The sequence below is a fragment of the Sphingomonas psychrotolerans genome (genome assembly GCF_002796605.1).
Lineage (GTDB): Bacteria > Pseudomonadota > Alphaproteobacteria > Sphingomonadales > Sphingomonadaceae > Sphingomonas > Sphingomonas psychrotolerans.
In genome coordinates this window covers 4,491,210-4,516,636 of sequence record NZ_CP024923.1, presented here as the reverse complement: position 1 = coordinate 4,516,636, position 25,427 = coordinate 4,491,210, and the positions used below count along the sequence as shown (strand labels likewise).

The following is a 25,427-nucleotide window of genomic DNA, read 5'->3' as shown; positions in this document are numbered from 1 at the left end:
ACTGGCTTGACACTGCCACGCATGTTTCCGGGCAGCGATTTCGCCTATATCAAATCATGTCAAAGAGCGGCCGGCAGCAGCGGACGCCCGAGCCAAGCAGGTGAAATCCAACATTGCAAGCGGGGTCAACCGCCCGGCTTGATATAGGGTGCGACAGACCAGAGCAGCCGCTCCTCGCGGCGCGGATCACTCGCCACGCGGGTGTCGGTGTCGAAGAGCATCGTCAGGCGCCGGTCGAGCGCGTATTTCGGCCAGACGGGGATACTGGCGCAATTCGGATCGCCGGTACGCGCGAAGGCGATGAAGGCGTCGGCCATACGCCCCGCCAGCCGCCGCGCCGCCGGGCTCGTGCCGGTGTGCGAACCCGGCGCCGCGACATTGTCGAACACCAGTGGGATGTCCAGCGTGTGAAACGCGCCGAGCACGCCATTATGTTCGGGTGCGGGAAAATCGAGCTGGTACATCCACGCGGGTGCGCCGATCTTCGCGCGCTCCTCGGCCTGGATCAGGTGCCCGGGCCATGAGCGCCCCGCCGTCGTCGCCGCGAGCAGGATCTGGCCGGGAGTCTTGTCCGGATAGATCTCGCGATAGCGCCGCGCGACCCAATCGGGCGCGACATCCTTGGTGATCTGCGAGGCGATGCGCGCGGGGAGATTGTCCCAATTGGTGTCGCCGCGCTTGAGCCAATCGGCAATCCAGCCGGCGGTTTCGTCATGCGTGTTGCCGACGATCAGCGGGATGTGCGCGGCTTCGCGCGGCGCATCGGGAACGAAGGGATGGCGCCGCAGCACTGCATGGTCGAGCGTTGAGACGAAGCTGATCTCACCCTTGCCTTCGAGCGGATCGGTCATCCCCATCGCCTCGACGAGCTTGTCGACCGGCAGCGCGCGCAGCGCGGCGACGTCCGCGGCGCCGGCCTTGGCCATCCACGCCTTTGCACGTGCAGTCGCGTGCATCGGGCCGGCGGCGGTGACGTGCTGGCCGCTCATCGTCGCGGCGCGGTGGAACAGCGGGCGCGCCTCTGGCATCGCCATCAAGGTGACTACCTTGGCGCCGCCGCCCGACTGACCGAACAGCATCACCTTGTCAGGGTCGCCGCCGAAACCGGCGATGTTGTCGCGGAGCCATTGCAGCGCGAGGACGATGTCGAGATTGCCGACATTGCCCGATTCCGCCGGGCCGCCCAGCCCCGCGAGATAGGCATAACCAAGCCCGGCGAGACGGTGGTTGAGCGTCACCACCACGACATCGCCGCGGCGGACGAGATTGGTGCCGTCGTACAGCGGGTCCGAACCCGAACCGTGCGCATGCGCGCCGCCGTGGAGATAGACCATCACCGGGCGGCGCGCGCGATCGAGCGCCGGAGTCCAGATGTTGAGGAACAGACAGTCCTCGCTGATCGGCTCGTCGGCGCGGGTCTGCGGCGCCGCGGGGCCGTAGCGGATGGCATCGGCCACGCCCGACCACGGCACCGGCGGCAATGCGCGCTGGAAGCGGCGCGGCCGGGTGTCGGCGCCGTAGCGGACGCCGCGGAAGATCAGGACGCCCTCTTTGGCGAGCCCGCGAACGCGGCCGTAGCGCGTGGCAACCACCGGATCGGCGCCGCGCGCCCAGCTCGCGGCCGGCAGCAGCAAGGTACTCGCGAGCAGTGTCCGGCGCGCGATCATGTCCCGGCAATCTGCGCGCAGAGCAGGCGCATCGGCTCGAGCGCGGGGTTCGCATTGTCGCGCCGCCACGCCATGTGCAGCTCGACCGGGGCCTCCGGCTCGGTCTGCAGGGTCCGAAACTGCACGTCGATCAAGTGCAGCCCCGAGGCCGACTGCGGCACCACCGCGGCAGCGAGCCCGGCCTGCACCAGCCCGAGCATCGAATGGATCTGGGTCACGTGCTGGATATAGAGCGGCGACACGCCGGCATCGTCGAACAGCCGCAGCAGCATGTTGTGGAAATAGCCCGCCCCCTCGCGCGAATACATGATCAGCGGCTCGCCGTCGAAGTCCTCAAGGGCGAACTCGGCCTTGCCCAGACCTGGATCGCCCGGCGGCAACGCCACCACCAAAGGCTCACGCGCGACGCACAAGGTGTCGAATTCGTGCCGGTCGACGGGAGGGCGGACGAAACCGATGTCGATCAGCCCGGTGAGCAAGGCATCGACCTGATCGCCCGATACCATCTCGCGCAATTCGAGGTCGATATTGGGCAGGCGTGCCCGCGCCTGCGCGACGATGCGCGGGACGAGGCTGTAGCCCGACACCGCGGTGAAGCCGATCGCGACCTTGCCGGTATCGCCCTTCGCCACGCGCCGGGCGGAAAGCGCCGCGCTCTCGGCGAGGCGGACGATACGGCGCGCCTCGATCAGAAAGACGCGGCCCGCCGGAGTCAGGCTGACCTGCCGGCTGGTCCGCTCGAGCAAGGTGATCCCGAGAATGCGCTCGAGCAGCTGGATCTGGCGGCTGAGCGGGGACTGGGTCATGTTCAGCCGCTGCGCGGCGCGGCCGAAATGAAGTTCCTCGGCAGCGGCGACGAAGCAGCGAAGCTGGCTCAGCTCGAACATGAGCCCATCTATCGCACCCCCATGCCCCAAGTCACGCGGCGTGCGCGATCGCCCCGGCACTGGCACGCTCGATCAGCGCGCGAAGCTCTTCCTGCTCGGCAGGGGTCAGATCGGTGAGCGGCGAGCGCACCGGACCCGCATCGCGACCCACCACGCGCATGCCGGCCTTGACGATCGACACCGCATAACCGCGGCCGCGGTTGCGCAGCGTGATATAGGGAAGCACGAACGCGCGAAGCTGGGCGAGCACTTCGGCGCGGTCGTCGGCGCGCACCGCGCGATAGAAATTCAGCGCCCATTCGGGCATGAAATTGAAGATCGCCGAGGAATAGGTGGTGACGCCCATCGTCAGATAGGGCGCGGCGAAGGTCTCCGCGGTGGGAAGCCCGCCGATATAGGTCAGCCGATCGCCCATCCGCGCATAGATCCGCGTCATCAGCTCGATATCGCCGACGCCGTCCTTAAACCCGACAAGGTTGGGGTTGCGTTCGCAAAGCCCCGCGAGCGCCTCGTCGTCGAGCACCGCATTGTCGCGGTTGTAGACGATCACGCCGAGCCCGGTCGCCTTGCAAACCGCCTCGACATGCGCGGCGAGCCCCGCCTGCGACGAGCCGACCAGATAGGGCGGGAGCAGCAGCAGCCCGTCGGCACCGGCCTTTTCGGCGCCGCGCGCGATCTCGACTGCGATCGCAGTGCCATAGCCGCAGCCCGAGATCACCGGCAGCTTGCCGTTCGCCTCGGCGGCCGCGGCGCCCACGACCCGGACGACTTCGTTCGGAGTGAGCGAGAAGAATTCGCCGGTGCCACCGGCGGCGAACAGCCCCGCCAGCTCGTGCGAGAGCATCCATGCGCAATGCGCGCGATAGGGATCTTCGAGGAAGGTGCCCTCGGCGTCGAAATGGGTCACGGGGAAGGACAGCAGCCCACCACCCAAGGTGCGGGCCATGTCGGTCGGGCTCATCGTCACAGGCATCTCCCAGGCCGCGCCGCGATCGATGCGCCACGGGTCTCGCCTGTTCAACTAGGGCGTCTCCGGCGCCCCGTCCAAACCAAAGCCGCGATGGATCGATGCACGACGTGGCATGATAAGCGCGATCAGGGCTTCGCGACACCCGACGACCGGGGCAGACGCGTGGGTGCCGGCTCGTCGTTCCACTGCGTCTCCATCGCATCGCCGGTCAGGCGGATGTGGAGATGATCGTCATAGCCCTCGACCGTGAACAGCCCGTCCGCGGTCAAGGGAATGAGTCGCGCGGCCTGACCGCTGCGGCGCGCGTAATAAAGCGCCCCATCGCGCCAAAGCACGCGCTGCTCGCCATATTGCCCGGCCATCGCGCGCAATTGGGCTTGCGACAGCACCGGCGGATGCAGCCGTGCCTCGATGCCGAAGCGTGCCCATGTCCAGGCGCTACGGTCGGCGGGATTCGCGTCGGTCCGCTTGAGCAGTCCGGCCAGCGCGAGCGATTGGGCAACCTCCAGCGCCTGCTCCGCGTCGGTCGCGATGTCGGGCTTCACGCCGATCCCCTCCCAGTTCGACCCGGACACCGGATGAACCGGTCGACCGTAGGAACAGCTCAGGATGAAGCCCGGCGCGATCGGAGTCAGTTCGTTGTTGTTCGCGGCGCCCGAAGTGGTCGCGCCGACCAGGGTGCCGAGATGGAATTGCTGGACGTCATAAGCGAAGGCCTCGGCGCCCGAACCGACCTGCTTGCTGATCAGCACATAAAGCGGCGTGCTTTTCAGCCGGCCGGACGGGAGATATTCCAGCGTGCGCGACTGGACCGGCTCCTTGCCGGTTTCTAGGAAGGTGATGTCGAGCTGGTCGCTCGCCATGAAATGGCTGAGCAGATAGCGCACCGCGGCATGCGATCCGCCGCCATTGCCGCGCAGATCGACGATCACTGCGTCCCCGTCGCGAAGGAAGCGCATCGCCGCGTCATAGGCCCCGCCGGTCTGGTCCTCGACCCATTCGAAGCCCGCGATGCGCAGATACCGCACATTGCCCGGCAGGATCTTCATCTCGGTGAGACCATGATTGTCGCGACGTGCCTTGCGCTGCCAGAATGCCTGAAGTTCAGGGCTGTCCTCGCCCCCACGCTTGCTCGTGCTCGCGGCCGCGAACTGGGCCGGGGCATAGTTCAGATACATGTGGCGATCATTGCTCGCGGCGCGCAGATCCTCGGTGACGCGGGCGGCGAAAGCGGTGGGACTGTCGGTATCGTACCGGCCCGCGGCGAGACTCGCGTTGAGCCGCGCGACGATCGCCGGGACGCGATCGGGGAAGACATAGCGATCGGTCACCTTTTTCACGACGTCGGCGATCGCGGCGGAACGCTGCGCGGCAGTCAGCGAAACCGCCGAAGACGCTGCGCTTCCCGGCACGACGCCCTGCGCGGAAGCGGGCGAGGCAGCGAGCAAGGCAAGAACCGCGGCGGAACGCAGCAACATGGCAATGCCTTTCATTGGTTTGGCAAGCGAGGCGACGCGGCCTTGAGCCGCTCGATGAACGGCGTCTCGTCGAGCAGATCCAGCGCGCGCGCGATCACATCCGGAAGCGACAGCCCGAGTTCCTCGTCGAGGGTTCGCGCCGCCGTCTCGGTGGCGGCCCATAATTGCTCGAGCCGGGGCACGATGCTCTCGCCGAGCGGCGCGAGCGCGACGATCCGCTCCCTGGCATCGCTGCCCGCGGTCAGCGTGACCAGGCCGCACCGCTCCATCTGGTTGACCGTCTGCCCGGTGGCGGAATGGGTGACGCGGGTCCGCTCCGAAAGCGCCCGGATCGTCGACGGCCCCTCGGCGATCAAAGCGCGAACCACCGGCGTATAGCGCGGGCGATAGTCCAGCCCGGCGTCGAGATAGACCCGCTCGACGGCGCCATCGAGATGCTCGATCAGCCGACGAAGCAGCGTTCCCAAGGTAGCAGTTCCATTCATGTGCCGATATATACAAGCACTTGTATATCTATCAAGAGGGCTCGGCGCAGCTGGTTCCGAAAACAGGAGCCTGGACGAAGCGAGGGCTGTATGCCCTCGGGCTCCTGCTTCGCGGGAGCATTGGGTCGCCTGACGCGGAAGGTCGGCATGAGAAAGGAAGAACCGGGACCGATGTTGAGCCCGTCGAAGCAAGCGGCGTTGAACCTCGAAGAGGCGCGTAGCCTGCGTGCCGCCGGCTATTCCTATCGCCAGATCCGACGCCAGCTTGGGCTCAGCCCGGGGCAGCTCGGCTATATTCGCCGGGCGCTCTCGCGGGAGAAGGCAGCCGGCACCCGATTGTTGCGCACCACGCCGGATGCCACCGATCGCGATCTTCCGGTAAGCCGATCGATATTGCCATCGGGCCTGCGCAAGCAGCTGACGGCGTCGGGCTATCGAACGCTGGGAGATCTGGCTGACCGGCTCTCCGACCCGGACCTGCCCGGTCTGGAAGCGATGCCGGGAATCGGCCCGCACAAGGCCGGGCTGGTGAAGCGATTGCTCGCCCATTACGATCTGCTTCCCGGCACCGACGATCTGCAAAGCGCGATCGAACAGCTTTTCCCGGAATTTGCCGATCCACCCGCGGATGATTCCGAAGACGGATAATCACGCGAACGCCAGGAATATCAGGCGCTGTCGCTGTGCAACCGACGCAGCGCAACCGGGAGCAGGACCAGCATCGTCGCGGCGATCAGTCCGCCGACGCCCATCACCAGCGACACCGTCATGAGCCCGCTACCCCCGGCGAACAAGGCGCCGGCGACCAGCGGCCCGACCGCGGATCCGCCGCGCCCGATTCCGATCACGAAGCCGGTGCCGCTGGCCCGAAGCGCCGCCGGATAGGCCTCGGCGAGGATCGGGTACATGCCGACCACGCCGGCGTTGATGAAGAAGGCCGCGACCGCCGCCGCCGCCGACAGCTTGACCAGATCGTGGAAACCGAGGCCGAACACTGCGATCGCGGCGACCCCCGCCAGCATCGCCGCGATGACCAGCGGGCGAAGCGCGAAGCGCTGCGCGGCGAGCCCGATCGCCACGGCACCGGCAAGATTGCCGATATTCGCCATGACCAGCACGCGTCCGGCGGACGCCTGGTCGAAACCCATGTCGACCACGATCTTCGGGATCCATTTCTGGACATAATAAAAGAACATGATCTGCGCGAAATAGGCGGTGGTGAGCAGCAAGGTGACGCCGGCATAACGCGGCGAGAACAGCGTCAATACCGACGGCTTCTCGATCTGCGCGGGTAGTGGCGGCAATTGCGCGATCGGCGGGCGGGCAAGCCGCGCAAGGGTGGCGTTCACCCGCGCCACCGCGTCCGGGCGGCGCCGCGCGATCAGCGAATCGATCGATTCGGGAAGCAGGAAGAAAGCGAGCGGCAGCGCCACGCTGGTCGCGATCGCGCCGAACAGGAACACCGAACGCCAGTCGCCGGTCTCCGCCAGCAGTGCCGAAGCGACCAGCCCGCCGAGGATCGCGCCGGTCGAATAGCCGGCGATGTTGAGCGACACGGCGAGCCCGCGGCGGCGATCGTTCGAGAATTCGGCGACCATCGCGCTGGTCGAGGAGAGCATGCCCCCGATGCCCAGCCCGGTGAACAATCGCGCGGCCGAGAGCCATTGGAGGTCGCGCGCGCCCCACGCCGCGAACATCCCGATCGCCATCACCACGAGGCAGCCGAGGATCGTCGGGCGCCGCCCGATGCGATCGGCGACATTGCCGATCAGTACCGATCCTACGGCCATGCCGAACAGCTCCATCGACAGCAGCAGGCCGAGCGTCGCTTTGTCGATCCCCCATTCCAGCGCGATCCCCGGCGCCGCGAAGCTGATCGCCAGCACGTCGAAGCCATCGAGCGCATTGAGCGCGATGCACAAGACGATCACCACGATCTGCGCGGCGCGCATCGGCTCGGCGGCGATCACCGCGCGGGGATCCTGCGTCATGGGGTTCCTCTCGGGTTCGGCCCGCACCTCTTTGGGCGGGGCTCGTATGGTTTCAGCGCGCGGGAAGCGCCTTCACATGCCGCTGCAGCAGCGCCGCGGTCTCGGCACGCCGATCGAGGCAGCGCGACACCGGGCCGACCACCACGATCGACAGCCGCCGATCGGGATACGCCAGCGGCAGTGCCACGCCGGCGAGATCGGGGGTGTATTCGGCATTGCTCTGATGCCAGCCGCGCGCCTCCGCCTCGGCCAGATCGTCCTCGATGCGCCCGGGCGTCATCGGCGTCGTCGCCGAATAATCGGTGAAGTCTATCCGGCGATACAGCGCCTGGCGTTCCTCCGCGCTCATCTGCGCGAGCAAGGCGCGCCCGGCCGAGCTGGCATGGATCGGCACCCGATCGCCGACCCGCGCGAAATAGCGGACCGGCTGGCGCGACTCCGCCACCGCGACGAACATCGCATGCACGCCGGCCGGAGCCGAGATCGCCACGGTCTCGCCGCTCTCCTGCATCACGTCGCGGATCAGCGGCCCGAGCTCCGCCGGCAGCGGATCGGCCTGCGAAACCTTCTCGGCCAGCTCGAGCCAGCGCGGGCTGGGATAATGGCCGCCGCGCGGCAGCGGCTCGTAGAGATAGCCCATCCCTGCCAGCGTGCCGACCAGCTTGAACGTGCTCGAGCGCGGCCAGCCCATCGCATCGGCGATCTCCGCGGCATTGGCGGGTCGCTGCCGCTCGGCGAAGAATTCGAGGATCTGCAGCGCATTGGCCGCCTGGCGGACGATCATGATTGGAGCCGTATGGCGCAAGCGCGGCCCCGGCAACAGCGTGTCGCGCGCTGGCCGGATCCCGCCCCATCCTCAGCGCGCCGTGAAGCCGCCATCGACCGGCAATGCCACGCCGGTGACGAAGCTCGCCTCGTCGGAAGCCAGCCAGAGCGCAGCGTCGGCTACCTCCCCCGGCTTGACCAGCCGGCCGAGCGGCACCGCGGCAACGATCTTCGCCTCGTTGGCCGCGGCTTCGGCGGGATCGCCGCTGCGGCCCGTGAAGCCCAATTTCATCGGCGTGTCGGCAAGGCCCGGGCACACCACATTGACGCGGATCCCATCGGGGGCGAGCGCCAGCGCAAGCGACTTGGCGAGACCGACCACGCCCCATTTCGCCGCCGAATAGATCGGGCTCATCATCGATCCGACCAGTCCCGAGATCGACGACGTGAAGATGATCGATCCGCCGCCGCGCGCACGCATGTGCGGCGCCACCTGCCCCGCGCCGAGCGCGGCGGAGGTGATGTTGAGGTCGATCGCCTTTTGATAGGCGACGAGATCGAGATTCTCGACCGATGCCGGCCCCGGCATCCCGGCATGCGCCCAGAGGATATCGGCACCGCCCAAAGCCGCCACCGCCTGATCGATGCTGCCGCGCGCACCTTCAGGGGTCGACAGGTCCGCCGCGATGGCCGTCACCCGATCGGCGCCGAACGCCGCGACCAGCGCGTCGAGCGCCGCCGGGTCGATGTCGATCGCCGCGACTTGCGCGCCTTCGCGCACGAAGCGCTCGACCCCTGCCCGGCCCATTCCCGAAGCCGCCGCGGTGACGATCGCCAGCCTGCCCTGAAGGCGCATCACTCTCTCCTCAATTCGCAAAGGGATCGGCAAACTTGCCGGTGGTGGAGATCACGGTGGTGCGCGTCTCCAGATAGGAATCGAGCGCCTCGACGCCGTTCTCGCGGCCCCAGCCGCTGGTCTTCACGCCGCCATAAGGCGTGGACCAGCGGATATAGCGATAGGTGTTGACCCAGACCATGCCGGCCTCGATCCGATTGGCGACGCGGTGCGCGCGGCCGACATCGCCGGTCCACAGTCCGGCGGCGAGGCCATAAGGCGTGCCGTTGGCGATCGCGACTGCCTCGTCCTCGCCGTCGAAGGGGATGATCGCGGCGACCGGGCCGAAGATTTCCTCCTGCGCGATCCGCATCTGCGGCGCGACGCCGGCGAACACGGTGGGCTCGACGAAATAACCCTCGCTTCCGATGCGGGTCCCACCCGCGACCAATTCGGCCCCCTCGTCGCGGCCGATATCGACATAAGACAGCGTCTTGGCGAGCTGCTCGGCATGCGCCTGCGGACCCATATGCGTGGCGGGGTCCATCTGGTTGCCGACACGGACCCGGCCGGCGTTGCGGCGAAACGCCTCGACGACGCGGTCATAGACCGGGCGCTCGACCAGCACCCGGCTCCCGAGCGCGCAGCTCTGGCCGCACAGTGCCCAGGCCGATCCGGTCGCGGCGTTGACCGCATTCTCGATATCGGCGTCCGCGAAAATGATGTGTGGCGCCTTGCCGCCCAGCTCGAAGCTGAAGCGCTTGAGCGTGTCGGCGCCGGTCTTGAGGATCGCCTTGGCGGTCGCGCCCTCGCCGGTGAAGGCGATCTTGTCGACCCCCGGATGCGCGACGAGATGCGCGCCGGCAACGGGACCATCGCCGGGCACGACATTGACCACGCCCGGCGGAAAACCCGCTTGCTCGAACAACGCGGCGAGCGCCAGCGACGAAGCCGGAGTCTGCTCGGCGGGCTTGAGGACGACGGTGCATCCCGCCGCCAGTGCCGGCCCGAGCTTCCACGTCGCCGCCATCAGCGGCACGTTCCACGGCGTGATCGTGCCGACCACACCCACCGGCAGCCGCGACGTGAAGGCATGGACGCTGTCGTCCATCGGGATCGTCCGACCGTCCGCCTTGTCGGCGAGGCTGGCGAACCAGTGCCAATATTGCGGATGGAGTCCGATATCGCCGCGCGACTCACGGATCGCGCGGCCATTGTCGCGCGATTCGACTTGCGCCAGCGCCTCGATTTGCGTGGCGTAGAGCTCGGCGAACTTGCGCAGCAGCCCGGCCCGCTCCCACGGCGCCATCTTGCGCCACGGCCCCTCGAACGCCTCGCGCGCCACAACAACCGCCCGATCAATGTCCTGCGCACCCCCATAAGCGACCTGCGTCCATGGCTGGCCGGTCGCCGGATCCACGCTGTCACGCACCCCGCCGTCGATCGGCGCAACCCAGGCGCCGCCGATGAACAGGCGATCGAAGCGGAACTCGGTCATCGACATCACTCTCGGTATAGTCTCTATATATGGACATATTAGTCCTCACATGGAAACATGAGTCAAGAGATTTAGGGAGAGATTCGGTGATTCCGCTGCTCAAGGGCATCCGCGTGGTCGAAATCGGAGCGGTGGTGCTCGGCCCCTATGCCGGGCAGATCCTCGGCGATCTCGGCGCCGAAGTGATCAAAGTCGAACCGCTCGAGGGCGATATCGCCCGCAACGCGCATCCGCAGGGTCCCGGCGGCGGCGCGCTGTTCGTCAACAACAACCGCAACAAGCGGATGCTCGCGATCGACCTGAAGCGCGCCGAGGGACGCGCCGCGCTGGCGCGGCTGATCGGGACGGCGGACGTGCTGCTCCACAATATGCGCGTCGATGCGGCCGAGCGGCTGGGGCTGGGCTTCGATGCAGTGGCCGCGATCAACCCGCGCATCGTCCACTGCGCCGCGATCGGCTTCGGGCAGGCGGGGCAATATCGAGACCGGCCGGCGTTCGACGACATCATCCAGGCGGCCAGCGGCATGGCGGGGCTGGCGATGCATCACGGCGGCGCGCCGCAATTCGTGCCGACGATCGTCGCCGACAAGGTCGCGGCCTTGCACACGGTCTACGGCATCCTTGCGGCGCTCGTGGCGCGCGAGCGCGGACAGCCGGGGCCGTTCCGGGTCGAAGTGCCGATGTTCGAGGCGATGGTCGCGTTCCTGATGAACGAGCATCTCGCCGAAGCGAGCTTCGCCGAAGACGGCGCGACCGGCTATCCGCGGGTGCTGTCGGCCAATCGCCGGCCGTTCCGCACTGCCGATGGCTGGATCGCGGTGCTGCCTTATACCGCCGAACAATGGCGCCGCTTCCTCGCCGAGATCGGCCGCGAGGCGCTGTGCGAAGAGGCATGGTTCCGCGATGCGCGGACGCGGCAGACGCGGATCGACGACCTCTATGCGATCCTCGCCGAGAGCCTGCCCGCGCGGACTACCGATGCGTGGATCGAGAAGCTGTCGGCACGCGATGTCCCGTGCGCGCGCATCGCGACGCCCAACGATCTGTTGCACGATCCGCATCTCGCCGAGATCGGCTTCTTCGACGTGCCCGAGGTCTATCCCGCCGGGTTGGCGCGGATGGTGCCGCAGCCGGTGCGTTTCGAGACGGTATCTCCTGCCCCCGATGCGCCGCCTGCCGGGATCGGCGCGGACAGCCGCGCGGTGCTGCGCGACTGCGGACATGACGATGCGGCGATCGAGGCGCTGGTCGCCTCAGGCGTGGTCGGAACCGGGCCGGGCTGACGCGAAACGCCGGCGCACCAGCGCATAGACCAAAGCGGCGCAGATCGTCGCGTCGAGCGCGGGCACCGTGGTCAGCGTCCATCCCTGATAGGCGGCGAGCACAGCGACCACGATCGATCCGAGCCAGGTCGCCAGCGCCGGCCAGCGCACCAGCGGCACTGCGGCGATGGACGCGGCGGAATCGGCGTCGCGCCAGGTAGTGAACGCGTCGATCACATAGATCGCGGCGATCGGCGGGATGATCAGGCCGAGGAACAAAAGGAACGGAATGAACGCGTCGAGGATGCCCATCAGCGCAAAGCCGGCGCCCATCGTGCCGCCCAGCATTGTGAACAGCCACGGCCGCACCCGCGGGAAAGTGGTGCCGAGCGACAGGCTCGAGGAATAGAGGTTGAGCGAGTTGACCGTCCAGGTCGGCAGCACCAGCAGGAACAATACCGGCGTGCCGAAGCCGAATTGCACCACCAGCTTCATGATGCTGGTCTCGCAGGTCGCCAGCGCGGGGATCGCCGCGGCGGTCATCATCAGCGGCGTGGCGATGGGGAAGGACAGCACCATGCTGGCGATCGCGCCGCGCGTGGTGCGGGTATAGCGCGACAGATCGGGCATCGTCGCGACCGCGAGCATATAGGCGCCGATCAGCGCCGAGATCGCGATGCCGAAGCCCATCGGCTCTGCCGGGCTGGCGGCGGGGACCGTCACCAATCCGTGGCGATCGAGCGCGGCCCAGACGACCAGCGCCAGGATAACGCCAAGCACCGGCACCGCCACCACCGCGAGCCGATCGAGCGCCTTGAAGCCGATGATCGTCGAAACCGTCATCAGCGCGCTGCCGAGGATCACGAAGAGCGTGAAGTTTCCGGCGAAGCCGTTGGCCTCCGCCGCCTGCACCATCGCCTCGCCGAAGAACGAGGCGTTTACGCCGAACCAGCAGAAATGGATGAGCGCGATCACGGTGTTGATCAGCGCCGCGCCGCCGGTGCCGAACGAACGGCGGACGAGCAGATAGGTCGATAGCCGCGTCCGCACACTGACCAATGCGGTGAGGCACCCCCCGGCGCACAGGATCACCGCCGCGATCAATGCCGCGCTCACCGCGCCCCACAAGCCCAGCGCCAACGCATTGTGCGCACCGTTGAGGAAGTCCGGCAGCCCGATCGAAAAGCTCGCGACGATCAGCCCGACCCGCCAGCCGGGGACGGTAACGCCCTCGGGGACCGGGCTGTGCGCGTGGAGTTCGCCGGCGTGTTCGGTCACGCCCCCCACCCGTTCAATTGCTCGATCGGCACATAGGCGTCGGGATAGCCGAAGGCGCCTGGCCCGACGAAGTCGAGCGCGCGTTCGGTGCGCAGCATCGCCGGCGCGGCGGCGCCGACCAATTTGACTCGCTGGCCGTATTTGAGCCGTTCGGTAGTAATGCTGTCGGCGGTCTCGCGGTCCATCACCGTCAGGATGTCAGGCACCATCGCGACGATCCGGCCGTCGCGGCGCGCCAGCAGATTCTCGTTCTGGAAATCGACCTCGACGCGCGACTGGCCGTCGAACGCCTCGATCACGATCCGGCCGACCGAGAAGCCGCCGCGCGTCTCGCGCTCGAGATCGGTGATCTTGCCGTCGAACAGCACTCCCGCATGCGAATAGAGCCCGCCCTCCCACAGCGCAGTGAACAGCGCCTCGAACGGATCCTCGCCCGCCGCGCGCGCCTGCCGGATCGCCGCGCCGATCGCGATCGCCGCCGAAATGCTGCCGGGCACCGCATAGGCCTTGGCCTGCGCGCCGCTCAGTGGATATTCGACCATGTGTGCGATCCCGCCCAGCGCGATCGCCAGCGCACGCGCCAGCCGCTCATGCTCGACATTGTCCGAGGTCTCGATCACCGTCAGCGATCCCGACGATGCGGTCACCACCGAGGGGCAGGCCGATATCCCGTGGATGTTGAAGATCGCCATCTGCGATTCGGGGAAGGCACGCCCCATGCCATCGGCATCGACCACCGGCACTCCCAGCTCGGCGGCGGCGACGAGGGGCGCCAGCCCGTTGCTGCCGCCGATCTCGATCGGCATCACTGCGTCGATCTTTCGGCCGAGCATCGTCTCCAGCCGGAGCAGTCCGGCCATCGCCTCCTTGCCGCTCGGCAACTTCTCGACCGAGACTGTCGGCGCACCGACCCAGCCGCACGGCACGACCAGCGCGTCGTCCGCCAACACATCGAGCGTCACCAGCTCAAAGCTGCCGCGCCGGGCGAGTTCGGCCTCGCCGAGGAGCATGGCATAATAGGGGTCCCCACCCCCGCCCGATCCCAGAAAGGCCGCGCCGGTGGCGAGATCGGCAAGCGCCGCGCGATCAATGCGCATGGGCGGCCAGGCTCGTTTCAGGGGTGGCGCCGGTGGTGCGGTTCTCGACGAGATCGCTCACCGCGCGGACGCGGACTTGCGCGGCCCGGCCGGGCATATAGCTCAGAAACACTTCATCGACGTCCACGATTTGCACCTTCTCGATATCGCCCCCCGCCGCCGCCACGCGTGCGCGCGCCTCGTCGGACAGCTGCGCGATCACCGTGGCGCGCGGCACCTTGTCATAGCTGACGAGTTGCTCGACCTGCGCGCCGATCTGCGCGATCGCCGCCCCCACTGCATTGGCCACCCCCGCATGCGGCGGACGGATCACTTTCGCGGCACCCTTCAGCGTATCCGGAATCAGGAAATTGCCGCCGCCCACTGCGAGTATCGTCACGTCGCCGCGTGCGGTCTTCATGCGGTCGACGGTGTCGGCCAGCATGGTCTGGATTCGCTGCCACACCGTCTGCAACACCGCGTCGCTCAGCGGAGGCAAGCGCGACGGATCGCCGAACGCGGCACGGCCGGTGGCGACCGCCACGTCGCTCGTCGTCAGCGTGGCCCCGCCGAACAGCATCGCATCCTCGGCGATGCGGAAGCCGACCGAGTCCGGACCAACCCGCAGCGCCGCCGCGTCGAGCGCCACCGCTCCATACAGCGCCGGATCGAGATGCACCCGCGTACCACCCCCCAGCCCAATCGCGAGGATGTCGGGCATGCGGAAATTGGTGCGCACCCCGCCGATATCGACTGCGATCGAGGATTCGCGCGGGAAGCCGCCCACCAGCACGCCGACATCGGTGGTGGTGCCGCCGACATCCATCACGATCGCGTCGGTAACGCCGGTCAGGAAGGCGGCGCCGCGCATCGAGTTGGTCGGCCCCGATCCGATCGTCAGCACCGGATAGGTCGCCGCCTGCGCCGCCGAGATCAAGGTACCGTCATTCTGCGAGATATAGAGCGGCGCGGATACGCCGATCGCCGCCAGCGCCCGCTCGAAAGACGCAATCACCCGGCCCGCAAGGCTGGTCAGTGCGGTATTGAGGATCGCCGCATTCTCGCGCTCGATGAAACCGATCCGGCCGATCGCATTGGAGACGGTGACCACGGCGTCCGGATGCACCTGCCGCACGATCTGTGCGGCGCGGTCTTCCATCGCCGCGTTGATCGGCGCGAAGGCGCAGCTGATCGCTATCGCGTCGACGCCCGCCGACCGCAAGGTGAGCGCGGCGTCGCGGACCCTGGTCTCGTCGAGCGGCGCGATCTCGCGCCCGTCCATTTCATAGCCGCCAGGAAGCAGGAAGACATGGTCGCCGATCCGCGCGGTCAGGTCGGCCGGCCAGCCGGTCATCGGCGGCAGCGCCTCGCCCGAGGGGCTCGCCAGCCGGAGCACCCCGACCCGGTCGAGCTGGTTGCGCTCGACCAAAGCGTTGGCGAAATGGGTGGTGCCGATCATCACCGATGCGATCGCGCCCGGCGCCACCCCGGCCTGCTCCAGCACGACCGTGATCGCCGCTGCGACTCCCGAGCTCACATCGGCGGTGGTCGGCTGCTTGGTCCAGGCGCGCACGTCGCTCCCGTCCATCAGCACGGCGTCGGTATTCGTGCCCCCCACATCGACACCAATGCGCACTGACCTCAACTCCTGCCCCGGTAACCCCTTGTGGGTAGGTGCCGCGTCGTTCGCCGCGCAACTCGTAAAACGGGTGCGGGAACAGGTGGTTCGGGTAATCGGCCCGCCCAATCGGGTAATTCTTGTCGTGGCGGCCTTGAGCGCACCGCAATTCCACGCCTAGACTTCCCGGCGGAGCGGGATGCCGGAAAGCGACGAGGAGCCTTGGCGACAGGACGGCAAAGTGGATGAACTGATCCCCACGAAGATCGCGCCCCCCGCCTGGATGGGGAACCAGGTGCGGCGCGATGCGCTGCTCGCGCGGCTCGATGGGGCGCTGGCGCGGCGCCTCACGCTCATCCACGCCCCCGCCGGCTACGGCAAGACCAGCCTGCTTTCGCAGTGGCGCGCCCGGGTCGACGGCGACGCGACGCTGGTCGCGTGGCTGACTCTCGAACGCGACGATGCCGATCCCGGGCGCCTCGCCCAATATATCGCGCTCGCGGTGGACGGCATGGATGCCGAGGGCGAACGCAAGCTCGCCGATCTGCCGCCGCGCGCGGCCTTGTCCGCGATCATCAATCGCCTCGCGCGCGAACCGCGCCGGGTGGTGCTGATTCTCGACGATCTCCATCTCGCCGAAGGCGCGCCGGTCGGCGAGTTCCTCAAGGCGCTGATCCAGCTCGCGCCGCCCAACTGCCACTTCATCGTCGCCTCGCGCGATTATCCGTGGCTCGGCCAGTCGCTCCTCGCTGCCGAAGAGCAATTGCTCGAGCTCCATGCCGAGGACCTCAAATTCTCTGCCGAGGAAGCAGGGGCGCTGCTCGCGCGCGGCGACGGCGCGACGCTCGCGGGCGAAGACGTGGCGCGCATCGTCGAGCGCACCGAAGGCTGGGCGATCGCGCTCCAGCTCACTGCGCTCTCCTTGAAGCGCGGCGCCGACCCCCGCCAGCTCGTCGCGCATTTCAGCGGCGCGAGTTCGGAACTCGCACGCTACCTTTCCGAGCAAGTGCTGATGACGCTGCCCGAGGAAACTCAGCAAGTCGTCCTGCGCACCGCGTTGCTCGACCATCTCACCGGCGACACGATCAATTTGCTGTGCGATCGCCAGGACGGCTGGCTGCTGCTCGAAAGGCTCGAGCAGCAAGGCGTGGTGCTCACCCCGGTTTCGCCCGATCGCCAAGCCTATCGCTATCATCAGCTCTTCGCCGAATATCTGCGCGAGCGCCTCGCCCGCGGCGATGCCGCATTGTTCCGCACGCTGCAGCGGCGGGCGGCCTTGTGGTTCGCCGAGCGGGGCGAAGTGGTCGAAGCGGTCGATCACGCCGTCCAGGCGAGTGACGACGCACTGCTGGCGACGGTGCTCGAGGATGCCGGCGGCTGGCGGCTGATCCCGCAGGGCTTTCAGGGCATGGTCGAGCGCGGCCTCGCCGAATTGCCTGCCGCCACCATCGCGGCGCGCCCGCGGCTGTTGCTGGCGAGCATCTATCTCGAAGTGAAGCGCGGCCAGATGGAAGTCGCCCGCGCCGAGTTCGATCGCTTCGTCGCGACCGCAGACCCCGATCTCTCCGCCGATCTATGGACCGAGATCCGCGTCGTCGGCGATGTGCTGGTCGAATATGAGAATCTGCCGATGACGTTCGAGACCTTGCTCGAGCGCGAGGCGCTGCTCCGCACGCTGCCGGCCGACGATCATCTGGTGCTCGCCAATTTCTACGAAACGCTGGGCGCCAAATATTATGAAGGCGGCTGGCTGGAGCGTGCGCTCGAACCGACGCTCGCCGCGCGCGAGCATTATCAGGCGCTCGGCTCGCTTTATTCGGACCTGTTCACGCGCTTCCACGAGGCGCGGATCAAGCGCGCCCAGGGCCGCATGCAGGACGCCGCCGTGATCCTCGCCGATGCTCGCGATGAAATCGAACGCGGCTTCGGCCCGCGATCGGACCTCGCGGCCAATTGCGCGGCGTTCGAGGCGGAATTGCTCTACGAGCAGGACCGCGCGCCGGAGGCGCTCGCCTTGCTCGAATGGGCGCTGCCGCACATGGAATTGTTCGACGGCTGGGTCGACGTCTACGCCGCAGCTTATTTCACTGCCGCCCGCGCGGCGGCCGGCGACGGCGCGCTTGCCGCCGCGCAGGCATTGCTCGATCGCGCCCGGCGCACCGCCGAGCGCCGGCGCTTCCACCAGCTCACCTTGCTCACCGATCTATGCGAGCTCGAGCTGCTGCTCCACCACGCGCCGGACATCGCCCCTGCAAGGGCATTGGCCGAGCGCATCGGGCTCGACGCGCTTGCGGAGCCGATGCGCTCGGAATCGCCGCGCTATCGCGCAGTGGCGGTGGCCGCTGCCATGTGCCGCGCGCAATTGCATCTGCTGGACGGCGATCACGTGACCGCGCTCGCCGATCTCGCGCATATGCACCGCTGGGCCAGCCAGCACGGCGCGGGCCGGCTGCTGATCGACGTCAATCTGCTCCGCGCACATGGCTTGCGTCAGGCGGGCGACGCGGCCCGCGCACAGGCTTGTTTCGACGAGGCGGTCGGCGTGGCGATGTTCCAGGGCGTGGTCCGCCCTTTCGTCGATGCGCGGCGCTTCTCGCGTGAGCTGGTCGAGGCGGCGCTTGGCGGCGCGCCGCGGATCGATCGCTTCCGCGCCCAGTTCCTGCGCAATCTCTCTCGCGCCGTCGCCATCCGCGCCGCGGCGCCGGCGGACGACGACGCTCTCAACCCAGCCGAAACGGCGATCCTCGCGCATCTGAGCTACGGTTATTCGAACAAGGAGATCGCCCGGCTGATCGGCATGTCGCCGGACACGGTAAAATACCGGCTCAAATCGGTTTTCCGCAAGATCGGGGTCAACAAGCGCCGCGACGCGGTACGCGTCTCGCGCGAGCGCGGCTTTCTGCCGGGCGCCGATCCGCCCGCCGCCTGACACCCGCTTGTCTCTACGGGCTTACCCATCTTCACCCCTTGCTTACCCTGATTTGCGCGTGGCGTTGCCGCGCCCGTGTTGTTGAATGCCGATGGGAGGACTGGCGCACACAACGCACTGCGCGCCGGCGTTCGACAACGACATCACAACGACTTCACAAGGGGTGGCATATGGTACGGCAGTTCGAGATACGCGGTTCCCTCAGAGCGAAGCGACTGCGGCTGGCGCTGCTGTCGGCCTGCGGCATGCTGGCCTGGTCGCATGCGGCGCTGGCCCAGGACGCGCCGGATGTGAACGGCGAAGATGACATCGTCGTGACCGGCAGCGCGCTTTCAGGCACCAAGACCGATACGCCGCTGACTCAGGTCCCGCAGTCGGTGAGCGTCATCACCAGCGAGGATTTCCAGGATCGCGCAGCCGTCAATTTGCAGGACGTCATCCGCTACAGCGCGGGTGCCACCAGCGAGCTGAACGGCGTCGACACCCGCGGCGACTTCCTCGCGGTGCGCGGCACCGGCGCCGAGCAATATCTCGACGGCCTCAATCGCATGCCGGGCTTCATCTATGGCGGACGGCTGGAAATCTTCACCGTCGAGCGCGCCGAGCTGCTGCGCGGCCCTTCGTCGACCTTGTACGGCGGCGGTGGCGCGGGCGGCATCCTGAATTCGATCAGCAAGCGGCCGCAGGAAAATTTCGGCGGCGAGATCGGCATCACCTACGGCACCGACGATTACAAGCAGGCGCAGCTCGACGTCACCGGCCCGATCGTCGACGGCGTCTCGGCGCGGCTCGTCGGCCTGTACCGCGACGCGGACCTGCAGCAGCCGGGGCAGAAGAACGATCGCATCACGGTCATGCCGGCAGTCACTCTCAGGCCGGGCCCGGACACCGAAGTGACCTTTATCGGGCTATATCAGCGCGACAAGCTGGGCAGCCAGACCTATCTGCCGACCAGCAAGACCGTCGACGGCAGCGGCGCCACGCGTATCTCCGACGATTTCTATCTGGGCGAGCCGGACTTCAACCATACCCGCTCGAGCCATTATGCGCTGTCGCTGCTGGTGACGCACCGTTTCAACGACAATTTGACCTTCAACAGCCGCAACCGCACCTTCGAGCAGGACACCGACTATCAGGAAGTGTTCGGCTATACCGGCTTCGGGGGCGCCTATGCCGACGCGGGCCGCACCATCGCCAACCGCGCCTGGTATCTGAACCGCGCCCAATATACCGGCCTCAACAGCGACAATAATCTCGTGCTGAGCTTCGGCACCGGACCGCTGGAGCACCAGATCCTCGCCGGGTTCGACTATACCGAGTTCCGTGAGGACAAGGAGGAAGGCTTCGGCGCCGCGCCGGGGCTCAATCTCTATGCGCCGGTGTACGGCGTGCCGTTCGCCACGGGCGTGGGCTGGACCACGGACACCAAGAATTCGCAGACCGGCTTCTATTTCCAGGACCAGATCCGCGCCTGGGACCGGGTGTCGCTCGTCTTCGGCGCGCGGCACGACAATGTGAAGTCGAACGTCAACAACGTGCAGCTGGAAAGCAACAAGGCGTGGACGTTCCGCGGCGGCATCATCGCCGATCTGGTCAAGGGCGTGTCGCCCTATTTCAATTATTCGGAATCGTTCCTGCCGGTGTTCGGATCGAACTTCTTCGGCGTGGCCTATGTCCCGCGGTCGGGCCGCCAGTACGAAGCGGGCATCAAGTTCCAGCCTTCGTCGCGGATGCTGTTCACCGTCGCGGCCTATGACATCAAGGAACAGAATGTCCTGATCGCCGACCCGAACGAACTGCAGAACTTCATCCAGGGCGGCTCGACCCGTTCGCGCGGCGTCGAGGCCGAAGCCAAGCTCAAGCTGCCGGCCGATTTCGACGTTACTGCCTCGTACAGCTATACCCGCGCCGAATATTTGGTCGTCGATGGCCGACTGCGCGGCGATCGGCGCGAGAATCTGCCCGAGCATCAGGCATCGGTCTGGACGTCGAAGCGGTTCGACCTGGGGGGTGATCTCAGCGTCAAGGTCGGCGCCGGGGTGCGCTATCAAAGCGACAAGGTCAGCTTCGACCAGCTCTACCGGGTCGATCCGGTGACGCTGGCCGATGCCATGCTCGAGCTCAGCTACGGCAAATGGTCGCTATCGGTGAACGGCGCCAACATCTTCGACGAGAAGGTCTACACCAACTGCAGCTACTCCGCCGGCGCGATCAACGAAGGCTATTGCTACCTCGGCAAGGATCGCACGGTCCTCGCCTCGCTGCGCCGCCGTTTCTGACGGCTCCGCACAGGGCCGGAGCCGCGCCGCTCCGGCCCCTCAACCATAATATCGGGATCGATCGCATGAACCGCACCACGCCCCGTCTCCCCAAAACCCGCCTGCTGCTGGCAGGCGCGGCGCTGCTCGCGATCGGTGCCGCCCCCGCGCCCACGGCCCCGACCGCCGATCTGATCCTGACGAATGCGAGGATCTATACCGTCGAGACCGGCCAGCCCTGGGCCGAGGCAGTGGCGATCAAGGACGGCAAGATCCTCGCGGTCGGTTCAGCGGCGGACGTGGCCAGGCGCAAGGGCACGGCGACCCGCGTCGTCGATCTCGGCGGGCGTTTCGTGATGCCGGCGTTCGGCGATGCGCATGCCCATCCGATCTTCGGCGGCATGAGCCATGCCCGCTGCTCGCTCCATGCCGGCAAGACGCTGGACGATTATCGCCGGATCATCGCCGATTGCGTGGCGAAGACGCCGGGCACCGGCACGATCTTCGGCTCGGGCTGGAACCAGTCGCTGTTCCCGCCAAAGGGCATCCCCAACAAGGAACTGCTCGATTCGGTCTCGAAGGACCGCGCGCTGATCTTCGAATCCGACGGGCACACCTTGTGGGTGAACTCGAAGGCGCTCGAGCTCGCCAAGATCACCCGCGATACACCCGATCCGAAGAACGGCACGATCGACCGCGACGCCAGTGGCGAGCCGGTCGGCGCGCTCGAAGAATCGGCGATGGCTCTGGTCGAGCCGCTGGTGCCGCCGCCAACCGCGAAGGACCTCGAAGGCGCGATCACCTATACGGTGACGCTGTTCAACAGCCTCGGCATCACCTCGTGGCACGACGCGTCGGTCGAGTGGGACAAGGGCGGCACCAGCAAGGCACTCGATGCGTACAAAGCCGTCAAGGATCGCGGCGCGCTCACCGCTCACACCGTGATGGACCTCCACTGGAACAACGATCGCGGGCTCGATCAGATGCCCGACATCGTCAAGCTCTCGGCCCGCGCCCGCGAAATCGGGCTCACCGCCAATGGCGTGAAATTCTTCATCGACGGCGTCATTCCGCAGCAGACCGCGGCGATGCTCGCGCCCTATGAGGGCACCGACGTCAAGGGCGCGACCCAGATCACCCCCGACGCGCTCGCCGCAGCCGTGGCGCAGCTCGACGCCCGCAACATGCAGTCGCATTTCCACGCGATCGGCGACGCCGGCGTCCGCCAGGCGCTCGACGCGGTCGAAAGCGCCCGCAGGTCCGGCGGCGCCCACGATACGCGCCCGATGATCTCGCACATGAACGTCATCGATCCGGCCGATCAGCCGCGCTTCGGCAAGCTCGACGTCACGGCGATCTTCCAGCCGCTCTGGGCGTGCAACGAGGCCTATATGGACCTCGCGATCGAGCGGATCGGCCCCAAACGCGCCACCTATATCTACCCCTCGGGAAGCGTGCTGCGCTTCGGCGGGCGGCTGGCTTATGGCGCCGACTGGTCGGTGGCGTCGGCCAATCCGATGGAGGGCATCGAAGTGGCACTCACGCGCGTCGCGCCGGAGGGCGATCGTCCCCCGCTCGGCGCCGGCGAGCGGATCACGCTGGCGCAGGCGCTGCGGGCCTATACGCTCAACGTCGCTTATGTGAATCACCTCGACAAGCAGACCGGCTCGCTCGCGCCGGGCAAGAGCGCCGACATCATCGTGCTCGACCGCAATCTGTTCGAGACCCCGGTGCGGCAGATCCATTCGACCAAAGTCCTGCTCACTCTGTTCCAGGGCCGCGAAGTGTTCGGCAAGCTCCAGCCGCTCGGCCGCTGAACATGCGCGCCGCCGCACGCCCGCTTGCATCGGCAGCGGCGTGACGGCGGCGTCAGGCGCTGCTCAGCAGGATGCTGGTCTCGCTGTTGAGGATTCCCTCGATCGCGCGGATCTCGCGCAGAACGCGGTCGAACCCTTGAAGCCCCTCGGCGACGATCTCGGCGACCAGGTCCCAACCGCCATTGGTGGTGTGGAGCGCGCGGATCTCGGGAAAGCTGCGCAGGCGGCGGATGATCGCTGACGTGGAGCGGCCGGCGACTTCGATCATCATCACCGCGCGCAGCGATTCCGCGCCGCCGGGCTCCTGCACGCGCACCGTGAACCCCAGGATCATGCCGGTATCGAGCAGCCGGTCGAGCCGCGCCTGCACGGTCGCGCGCGACACCTGCAGCATGCTGGCGATCTTGGCGACCGGCGCACGCCCGTCGCCGCGGAGAACCGCGATGATCCGTCGATCGAGCTCGTCGAGATGCTGCATGACAATATGCTCAACCAGACATCACAAATTGTCAAATTTGACTGCCAGAATTTGCACATCATGCGCATTCTACCGGCAACTCTGCTCCGCCTAGTGTCCCGTCAATTCACCGTCACAGGGAGCAGCACATGACAAGGTTCATCGGCGTCGAGAGCCTAGCCACTATCGTCCACGCGATCGGCATCGAGCCGTTCCTGATCGGCCTCGCCGGCTATATCGAGCAGGATTTCCGGCGCTGGGCGGAGTTTCACAAGGTGCCGCGCCACGCCAGCCATTCCGATCTCGGCGTGGTCGAGCTGATGCCGATCAGCGATGCTGATCGCTTCGCGTTCAAATACGTCAACGGCCATCCCGGCAATGCCCGCGCGGGGCTGCTCACCGTCGCGGCGTTCGGCGTGCTCGCCGACATGGATACGGGCTATCCGCGGCTGGTGGCGGAGATGACCTTGCTCACTGCCTTGCGCACCGCCGCCACCTCGGCGCTGGTCGCCAGCCGCCTCGCCCGCCCGGACAGCCGGGTGATGGCGATGATCGGTCTCGGCGCCCAGTCGGATTTCCAGGCCCTCGCCTTCCGCGCGCTGCTCGGGATCGATCGGCTCCAGGTCTATGACATCGACCCCGCCTCGACCGCCAAATTCGTCCGCAACATGACCGCGCAGGGTTTCGCCGTCGAAGCGTTCGACAGCGCACAGGAAGCCGTGATGTCCGCCGACATCATCACCACCGCCACCGCCGACAAGCGCAATGCCACGATCCTGTCGGGTAACATGGTCGGCGCCGGGATCCACATCAACGCGATCGGCGGCGACTGCCCGGGCAAGACCGAGCTGCAGCGCGAGATCCTGCTGCGCGCGAGCGTCTTCGTCGAGCTGGAGGAGCAGACCCGGATTGAAGGCGAGCTGCAGCAGATGCCCGCCGACTTTCCGGTGACCGAGGTGTGGCGCGTGCTCGCGGGGCTCGAGCCCGGACGCACCAGCGCGGCGCAGGTCACCTTGTTCGACTCGGTCGGCTTCGCGCTCGAGGACTTCTCCGCGCTGCGCTACCTCGACGCGCTCACCGCCGACGACGCGAATATCGCCGAGATCGACCTCATCGCCCAGCCCGACGATCCGGTCGACCTGTTCGGGCTGCTGCAGCGCTATCGACCCACCGCCCAGCCGTCGCTGGTGGCGGTGTCGGCATGATTCCGTAACGATCGAAGGGGAGCACGATGACTGGTCTTGCATCACGCCGCTTGCTGGCCGCGGCCATATTGACCCTGGGCACACCGCTGTCTGTGCCCTCGGCATGGGCGCAGGCAGCGCCCGCCGCCGGCTATGTGCTCCCCGAGAGCGAGACGTGGGAACTCAAGTCCGACGACGGCTATCCCTATCAGATCTTCGTCTCGCGGCCGAAGGACCCGCCGCCGCCCGAGGGCTATCCGGTGCTCTATGTGCTGGACGGCAATGCGATGTTCGCCGGCTTCGCCGAGACCCGGCGAATCCTCGGCTATATGAAGGCGGACCTCGGCAAGACGATCATCGTCGGCGTGGGCTACAAGACCGAAGCGGCCTATGACGTCCGGCGGATCTACGACTTCGTCGAGGATTTCCGCCAACCGGTCCCGCCCGCCCAGCTATATCTGACCAAATACAAGGCTGGCGGCCGCGCGCAGTTCGCCGCCTTCCTGCTCGATCGGCTGCGTCCCGAGCTCGCCCGGCGCTATTCGATCCATCCGCATCGCCAGGCGTTGTTCGGCCACTCCTTTGGCGGGCTGTTCGCTTTGTACATGCTCTACAACCATCCCGGCGCCTTCCATGCGATCGTCGCCGCGAGCCCGTCGATATTCTGGAACGATCAGGCCATCCTTGCCGAGGAGCGCGCCTTCGCCGCGAAACTTGCCCAGGGAAAGTTGCAAGGTCCCGTCGGCAGGCTTCGGCTGGTCACCGGCGAACTCGACGAAACCGCAGTCGAGCACACCGACGCCGCAGCTTTGGCCAAACGGCTGGAGCCGCTCTCGGCCTATGGCCTGCGCAGCGAGTTCGAGATGTTCGCAGGCGAGACGCACATCACCGTGCCGAGCCGCTCGATCACCTCGACGCTCCGCTTCGCCTTCACCTGGCCCTGACGACAACAAGTCCGCGGGCGCGGGTCGC

At 67.2% G+C, this 25,427-nt stretch carries 20 protein-coding genes; 7 read left to right on the top strand and 13 right to left on the bottom strand.

Features of this window, described 5'->3' with window-relative positions; genetic code table 11:
* Positions 1–125: 125 nt before the first annotated feature.
* The 5 genes from CVN68_RS20455 to CVN68_RS20435 form a co-directional block, all read right to left on the bottom strand.
* A complete protein-coding gene (locus CVN68_RS20455; protein ID WP_100283823.1) occupies positions 126–1,667 on the bottom strand; it encodes a carboxylesterase/lipase family protein in 1,542 nt (513 codons plus the stop codon).
* Positions 1,664–2,554 carry a LysR substrate-binding domain-containing protein gene (locus tag CVN68_RS20450; RefSeq protein WP_100283822.1) on the bottom strand — a complete coding sequence of 297 codons (891 nt, stop codon included), beginning with the start codon at positions 2,552–2,554 and terminating at the stop codon, positions 1,664–1,666. Before CVN68_RS20450 ends, CVN68_RS20455 begins: the two co-directional genes overlap by 4 nt.
* Positions 2,555–2,585: 31 nt before the next feature.
* Positions 2,586–3,515, bottom strand: coding sequence for a 5-dehydro-4-deoxyglucarate dehydratase (kdgD, locus tag CVN68_RS20445; RefSeq protein ID WP_100284575.1), 930 nt, complete (start codon positions 3,513–3,515; stop codon positions 2,586–2,588).
* Positions 3,516–3,649: 134 nt separating this feature from the next.
* Positions 3,650–5,017 carry a S41 family peptidase gene (locus tag CVN68_RS20440; RefSeq protein ID WP_100283821.1) on the bottom strand — a complete coding sequence of 456 codons (1,368 nt, stop codon included), beginning with the start codon at positions 5,015–5,017 and terminating at the stop codon, positions 3,650–3,652.
* Positions 5,014–5,487, bottom strand: a complete 474-nt coding sequence (locus CVN68_RS20435; protein ID WP_100283820.1) for a MarR family winged helix-turn-helix transcriptional regulator — start codon at positions 5,485–5,487, stop codon at positions 5,014–5,016. Before CVN68_RS20435 ends, CVN68_RS20440 begins: the two co-directional genes overlap by 4 nt.
* A gap of 147 nt (positions 5,488–5,634) precedes the next feature.
* Between CVN68_RS20435 and CVN68_RS20430 the strand changes: the two genes are divergently transcribed.
* Positions 5,635–6,135, top strand: coding sequence for a hypothetical protein (locus CVN68_RS20430; protein WP_100283819.1), 501 nt, complete (start codon positions 5,635–5,637; stop codon positions 6,133–6,135).
* 20 nt (positions 6,136–6,155) lie between these two features.
* Here CVN68_RS20430 and CVN68_RS20425 read toward each other — a convergent pair whose 3' ends face one another.
* The 4 genes from CVN68_RS20425 to CVN68_RS20410 form a co-directional block, all read right to left on the bottom strand.
* Positions 6,156–7,478 (bottom strand): MFS transporter, encoded by a 1,323-nt coding sequence (locus tag CVN68_RS20425; RefSeq protein WP_100283818.1) that lies wholly within the window; start codon positions 7,476–7,478, stop codon positions 6,156–6,158.
* Positions 7,479–7,530: 52 nt separating this feature from the next.
* Positions 7,531–8,262, bottom strand: a complete 732-nt coding sequence (locus CVN68_RS20420) for an IclR family transcriptional regulator (protein ID WP_100283817.1) — start codon at positions 8,260–8,262, stop codon at positions 7,531–7,533.
* A 72-nt stretch (positions 8,263–8,334) separates the two neighbouring features.
* A complete protein-coding gene (locus tag CVN68_RS20415) occupies positions 8,335–9,099 on the bottom strand; it encodes an SDR family NAD(P)-dependent oxidoreductase (RefSeq protein ID WP_100283816.1) in 765 nt (254 codons plus the stop codon).
* 10 nt (positions 9,100–9,109) lie between these two features.
* Positions 9,110–10,576, bottom strand: coding sequence for an aldehyde dehydrogenase (locus tag CVN68_RS20410; protein ID WP_199560326.1), 1,467 nt, complete (start codon positions 10,574–10,576; stop codon positions 9,110–9,112).
* Between the two features lie 86 nt (positions 10,577–10,662).
* On the opposite strand from CVN68_RS20410, the gene CVN68_RS20405 reads away from it, so the two are divergent.
* Positions 10,663–11,859 carry a CaiB/BaiF CoA transferase family protein gene (locus tag CVN68_RS20405; RefSeq protein ID WP_100283814.1) on the top strand — a complete coding sequence of 399 codons (1,197 nt, stop codon included), beginning with the start codon at positions 10,663–10,665 and terminating at the stop codon, positions 11,857–11,859.
* Here the strand turns inward: CVN68_RS20405 and CVN68_RS20400 are convergent.
* Genes CVN68_RS20400 through CVN68_RS20390 form a run of 3 tightly spaced genes read right to left on the bottom strand, consistent with a single transcriptional unit; the run spans position 11,830 to position 15,828 of the window.
* Complete coding sequence (locus tag CVN68_RS20400; protein WP_233503458.1) at positions 11,830–13,116, bottom strand: cytosine permease; 1,287 nt, start codon at positions 13,114–13,116, stop codon at positions 11,830–11,832. The two genes, CVN68_RS20405 and CVN68_RS20400, sit on opposite strands and share 30 nt — an antisense overlap.
* Positions 13,113–14,213 carry a DUF917 domain-containing protein gene (locus CVN68_RS20395; RefSeq protein WP_100283812.1) on the bottom strand — a complete coding sequence of 367 codons (1,101 nt, stop codon included), beginning with the start codon at positions 14,211–14,213 and terminating at the stop codon, positions 13,113–13,115. Before CVN68_RS20395 ends, CVN68_RS20400 begins: the two co-directional genes overlap by 4 nt.
* On the bottom strand, positions 14,203–15,828 hold the full coding sequence (locus CVN68_RS20390) for a hydantoinase/oxoprolinase N-terminal domain-containing protein (RefSeq protein ID WP_100283811.1): 1,626 nt from the start codon (positions 15,826–15,828) through the stop codon (positions 14,203–14,205). Before CVN68_RS20390 ends, CVN68_RS20395 begins: the two co-directional genes overlap by 11 nt.
* A gap of 223 nt (positions 15,829–16,051) precedes the next feature.
* Here CVN68_RS20390 and CVN68_RS20385 point away from each other — a divergent pair, with 223 nt between their 5' ends.
* The 3 genes from CVN68_RS20385 (at position 16,052) to CVN68_RS20375 (ending at position 22,814) form a co-directional block, all read left to right on the top strand.
* The gene (locus CVN68_RS20385; protein WP_158298994.1) at positions 16,052–18,739 is read left to right on the top strand and encodes a LuxR C-terminal-related transcriptional regulator; all 2,688 of its coding nucleotides are present in this window, start codon (positions 16,052–16,054) and stop codon (positions 18,737–18,739) included.
* A gap of 170 nt (positions 18,740–18,909) precedes the next feature.
* The gene (locus CVN68_RS20380) at positions 18,910–21,018 is read left to right on the top strand and encodes a TonB-dependent siderophore receptor (protein WP_100283809.1); all 2,109 of its coding nucleotides are present in this window, start codon (positions 18,910–18,912) and stop codon (positions 21,016–21,018) included.
* 65 nt (positions 21,019–21,083) lie between these two features.
* Complete coding sequence (locus CVN68_RS20375) at positions 21,084–22,814, top strand: amidohydrolase (RefSeq protein WP_100283808.1); 1,731 nt, start codon at positions 21,084–21,086, stop codon at positions 22,812–22,814.
* Between the two features lie 52 nt (positions 22,815–22,866).
* On the opposite strand, the gene CVN68_RS20370 is transcribed toward CVN68_RS20375, so the two are convergent.
* Positions 22,867–23,292, bottom strand: coding sequence for an Lrp/AsnC family transcriptional regulator (locus CVN68_RS20370; RefSeq protein ID WP_100283807.1), 426 nt, complete (start codon positions 23,290–23,292; stop codon positions 22,867–22,869).
* 128 nt (positions 23,293–23,420) lie between these two features.
* Between CVN68_RS20370 and CVN68_RS20365 the strand changes: the two genes are divergently transcribed.
* Complete coding sequence (locus CVN68_RS20365; RefSeq protein ID WP_100283806.1) at positions 23,421–24,476, top strand: ornithine cyclodeaminase; 1,056 nt, start codon at positions 23,421–23,423, stop codon at positions 24,474–24,476.
* Positions 24,477–24,502: 26 nt separating this feature from the next.
* Positions 24,503–25,399 carry an alpha/beta hydrolase gene (locus tag CVN68_RS20360; protein WP_100283805.1) on the top strand — a complete coding sequence of 299 codons (897 nt, stop codon included), beginning with the start codon at positions 24,503–24,505 and terminating at the stop codon, positions 25,397–25,399.
* Positions 25,400–25,427: the final 28 nt, after the last annotated feature.

Bases quoted from the DNA above. Each gene is read 5' to 3' on its own strand.
- CVN68_RS20365 (WP_100283806.1), top strand. From the start codon at position 23,421: ATGACAAGGTTCATCGGCGTCGAGAGCCTAGCCACTATCGTCCACGCG.
- CVN68_RS20410 (WP_199560326.1), bottom strand. From the start codon at position 10,576: ATGACCGAGTTCCGCTTCGATCGCCTGTTCATCGGCGGCGCCTGGGTT.
- CVN68_RS20370 (WP_100283807.1), bottom strand. From the start codon at position 23,292: ATGCAGCATCTCGACGAGCTCGATCGACGGATCATCGCGGTTCTCCGC.
- CVN68_RS20440 (WP_100283821.1), bottom strand. From the start codon at position 5,017: ATGAAAGGCATTGCCATGTTGCTGCGTTCCGCCGCGGTTCTTGCCTTG.
- CVN68_RS20455 (WP_100283823.1), bottom strand. From the start codon at position 1,667: ATGATCGCGCGCCGGACACTGCTCGCGAGTACCTTGCTGCTGCCGGCC.
- CVN68_RS20420 (WP_100283817.1), bottom strand. From the start codon at position 8,262: ATGATCGTCCGCCAGGCGGCCAATGCGCTGCAGATCCTCGAATTCTTC.
- CVN68_RS20375 (WP_100283808.1), top strand. From the start codon at position 21,084: ATGAACCGCACCACGCCCCGTCTCCCCAAAACCCGCCTGCTGCTGGCA.
- CVN68_RS20380 (WP_100283809.1), top strand. From the start codon at position 18,910: ATGGTACGGCAGTTCGAGATACGCGGTTCCCTCAGAGCGAAGCGACTG.
- kdgD (WP_100284575.1), bottom strand. From the start codon at position 3,515: ATGAGCCCGACCGACATGGCCCGCACCTTGGGTGGTGGGCTGCTGTCC.
- CVN68_RS20415 (WP_100283816.1), bottom strand. From the start codon at position 9,099: ATGCGCCTTCAGGGCAGGCTGGCGATCGTCACCGCGGCGGCTTCGGGA.
- CVN68_RS20360 (WP_100283805.1), top strand. From the start codon at position 24,503: ATGACTGGTCTTGCATCACGCCGCTTGCTGGCCGCGGCCATATTGACC.
- CVN68_RS20450 (WP_100283822.1), bottom strand. From the start codon at position 2,554: ATGTTCGAGCTGAGCCAGCTTCGCTGCTTCGTCGCCGCTGCCGAGGAA.
- CVN68_RS20425 (WP_100283818.1), bottom strand. From the start codon at position 7,478: ATGACGCAGGATCCCCGCGCGGTGATCGCCGCCGAGCCGATGCGCGCC.
- CVN68_RS20435 (WP_100283820.1), bottom strand. From the start codon at position 5,487: ATGAATGGAACTGCTACCTTGGGAACGCTGCTTCGTCGGCTGATCGAG.
- CVN68_RS20430 (WP_100283819.1), top strand. From the start codon at position 5,635: ATGAGAAAGGAAGAACCGGGACCGATGTTGAGCCCGTCGAAGCAAGCG.
- CVN68_RS20395 (WP_100283812.1), bottom strand. From the start codon at position 14,213: ATGCGCATTGATCGCGCGGCGCTTGCCGATCTCGCCACCGGCGCGGCC.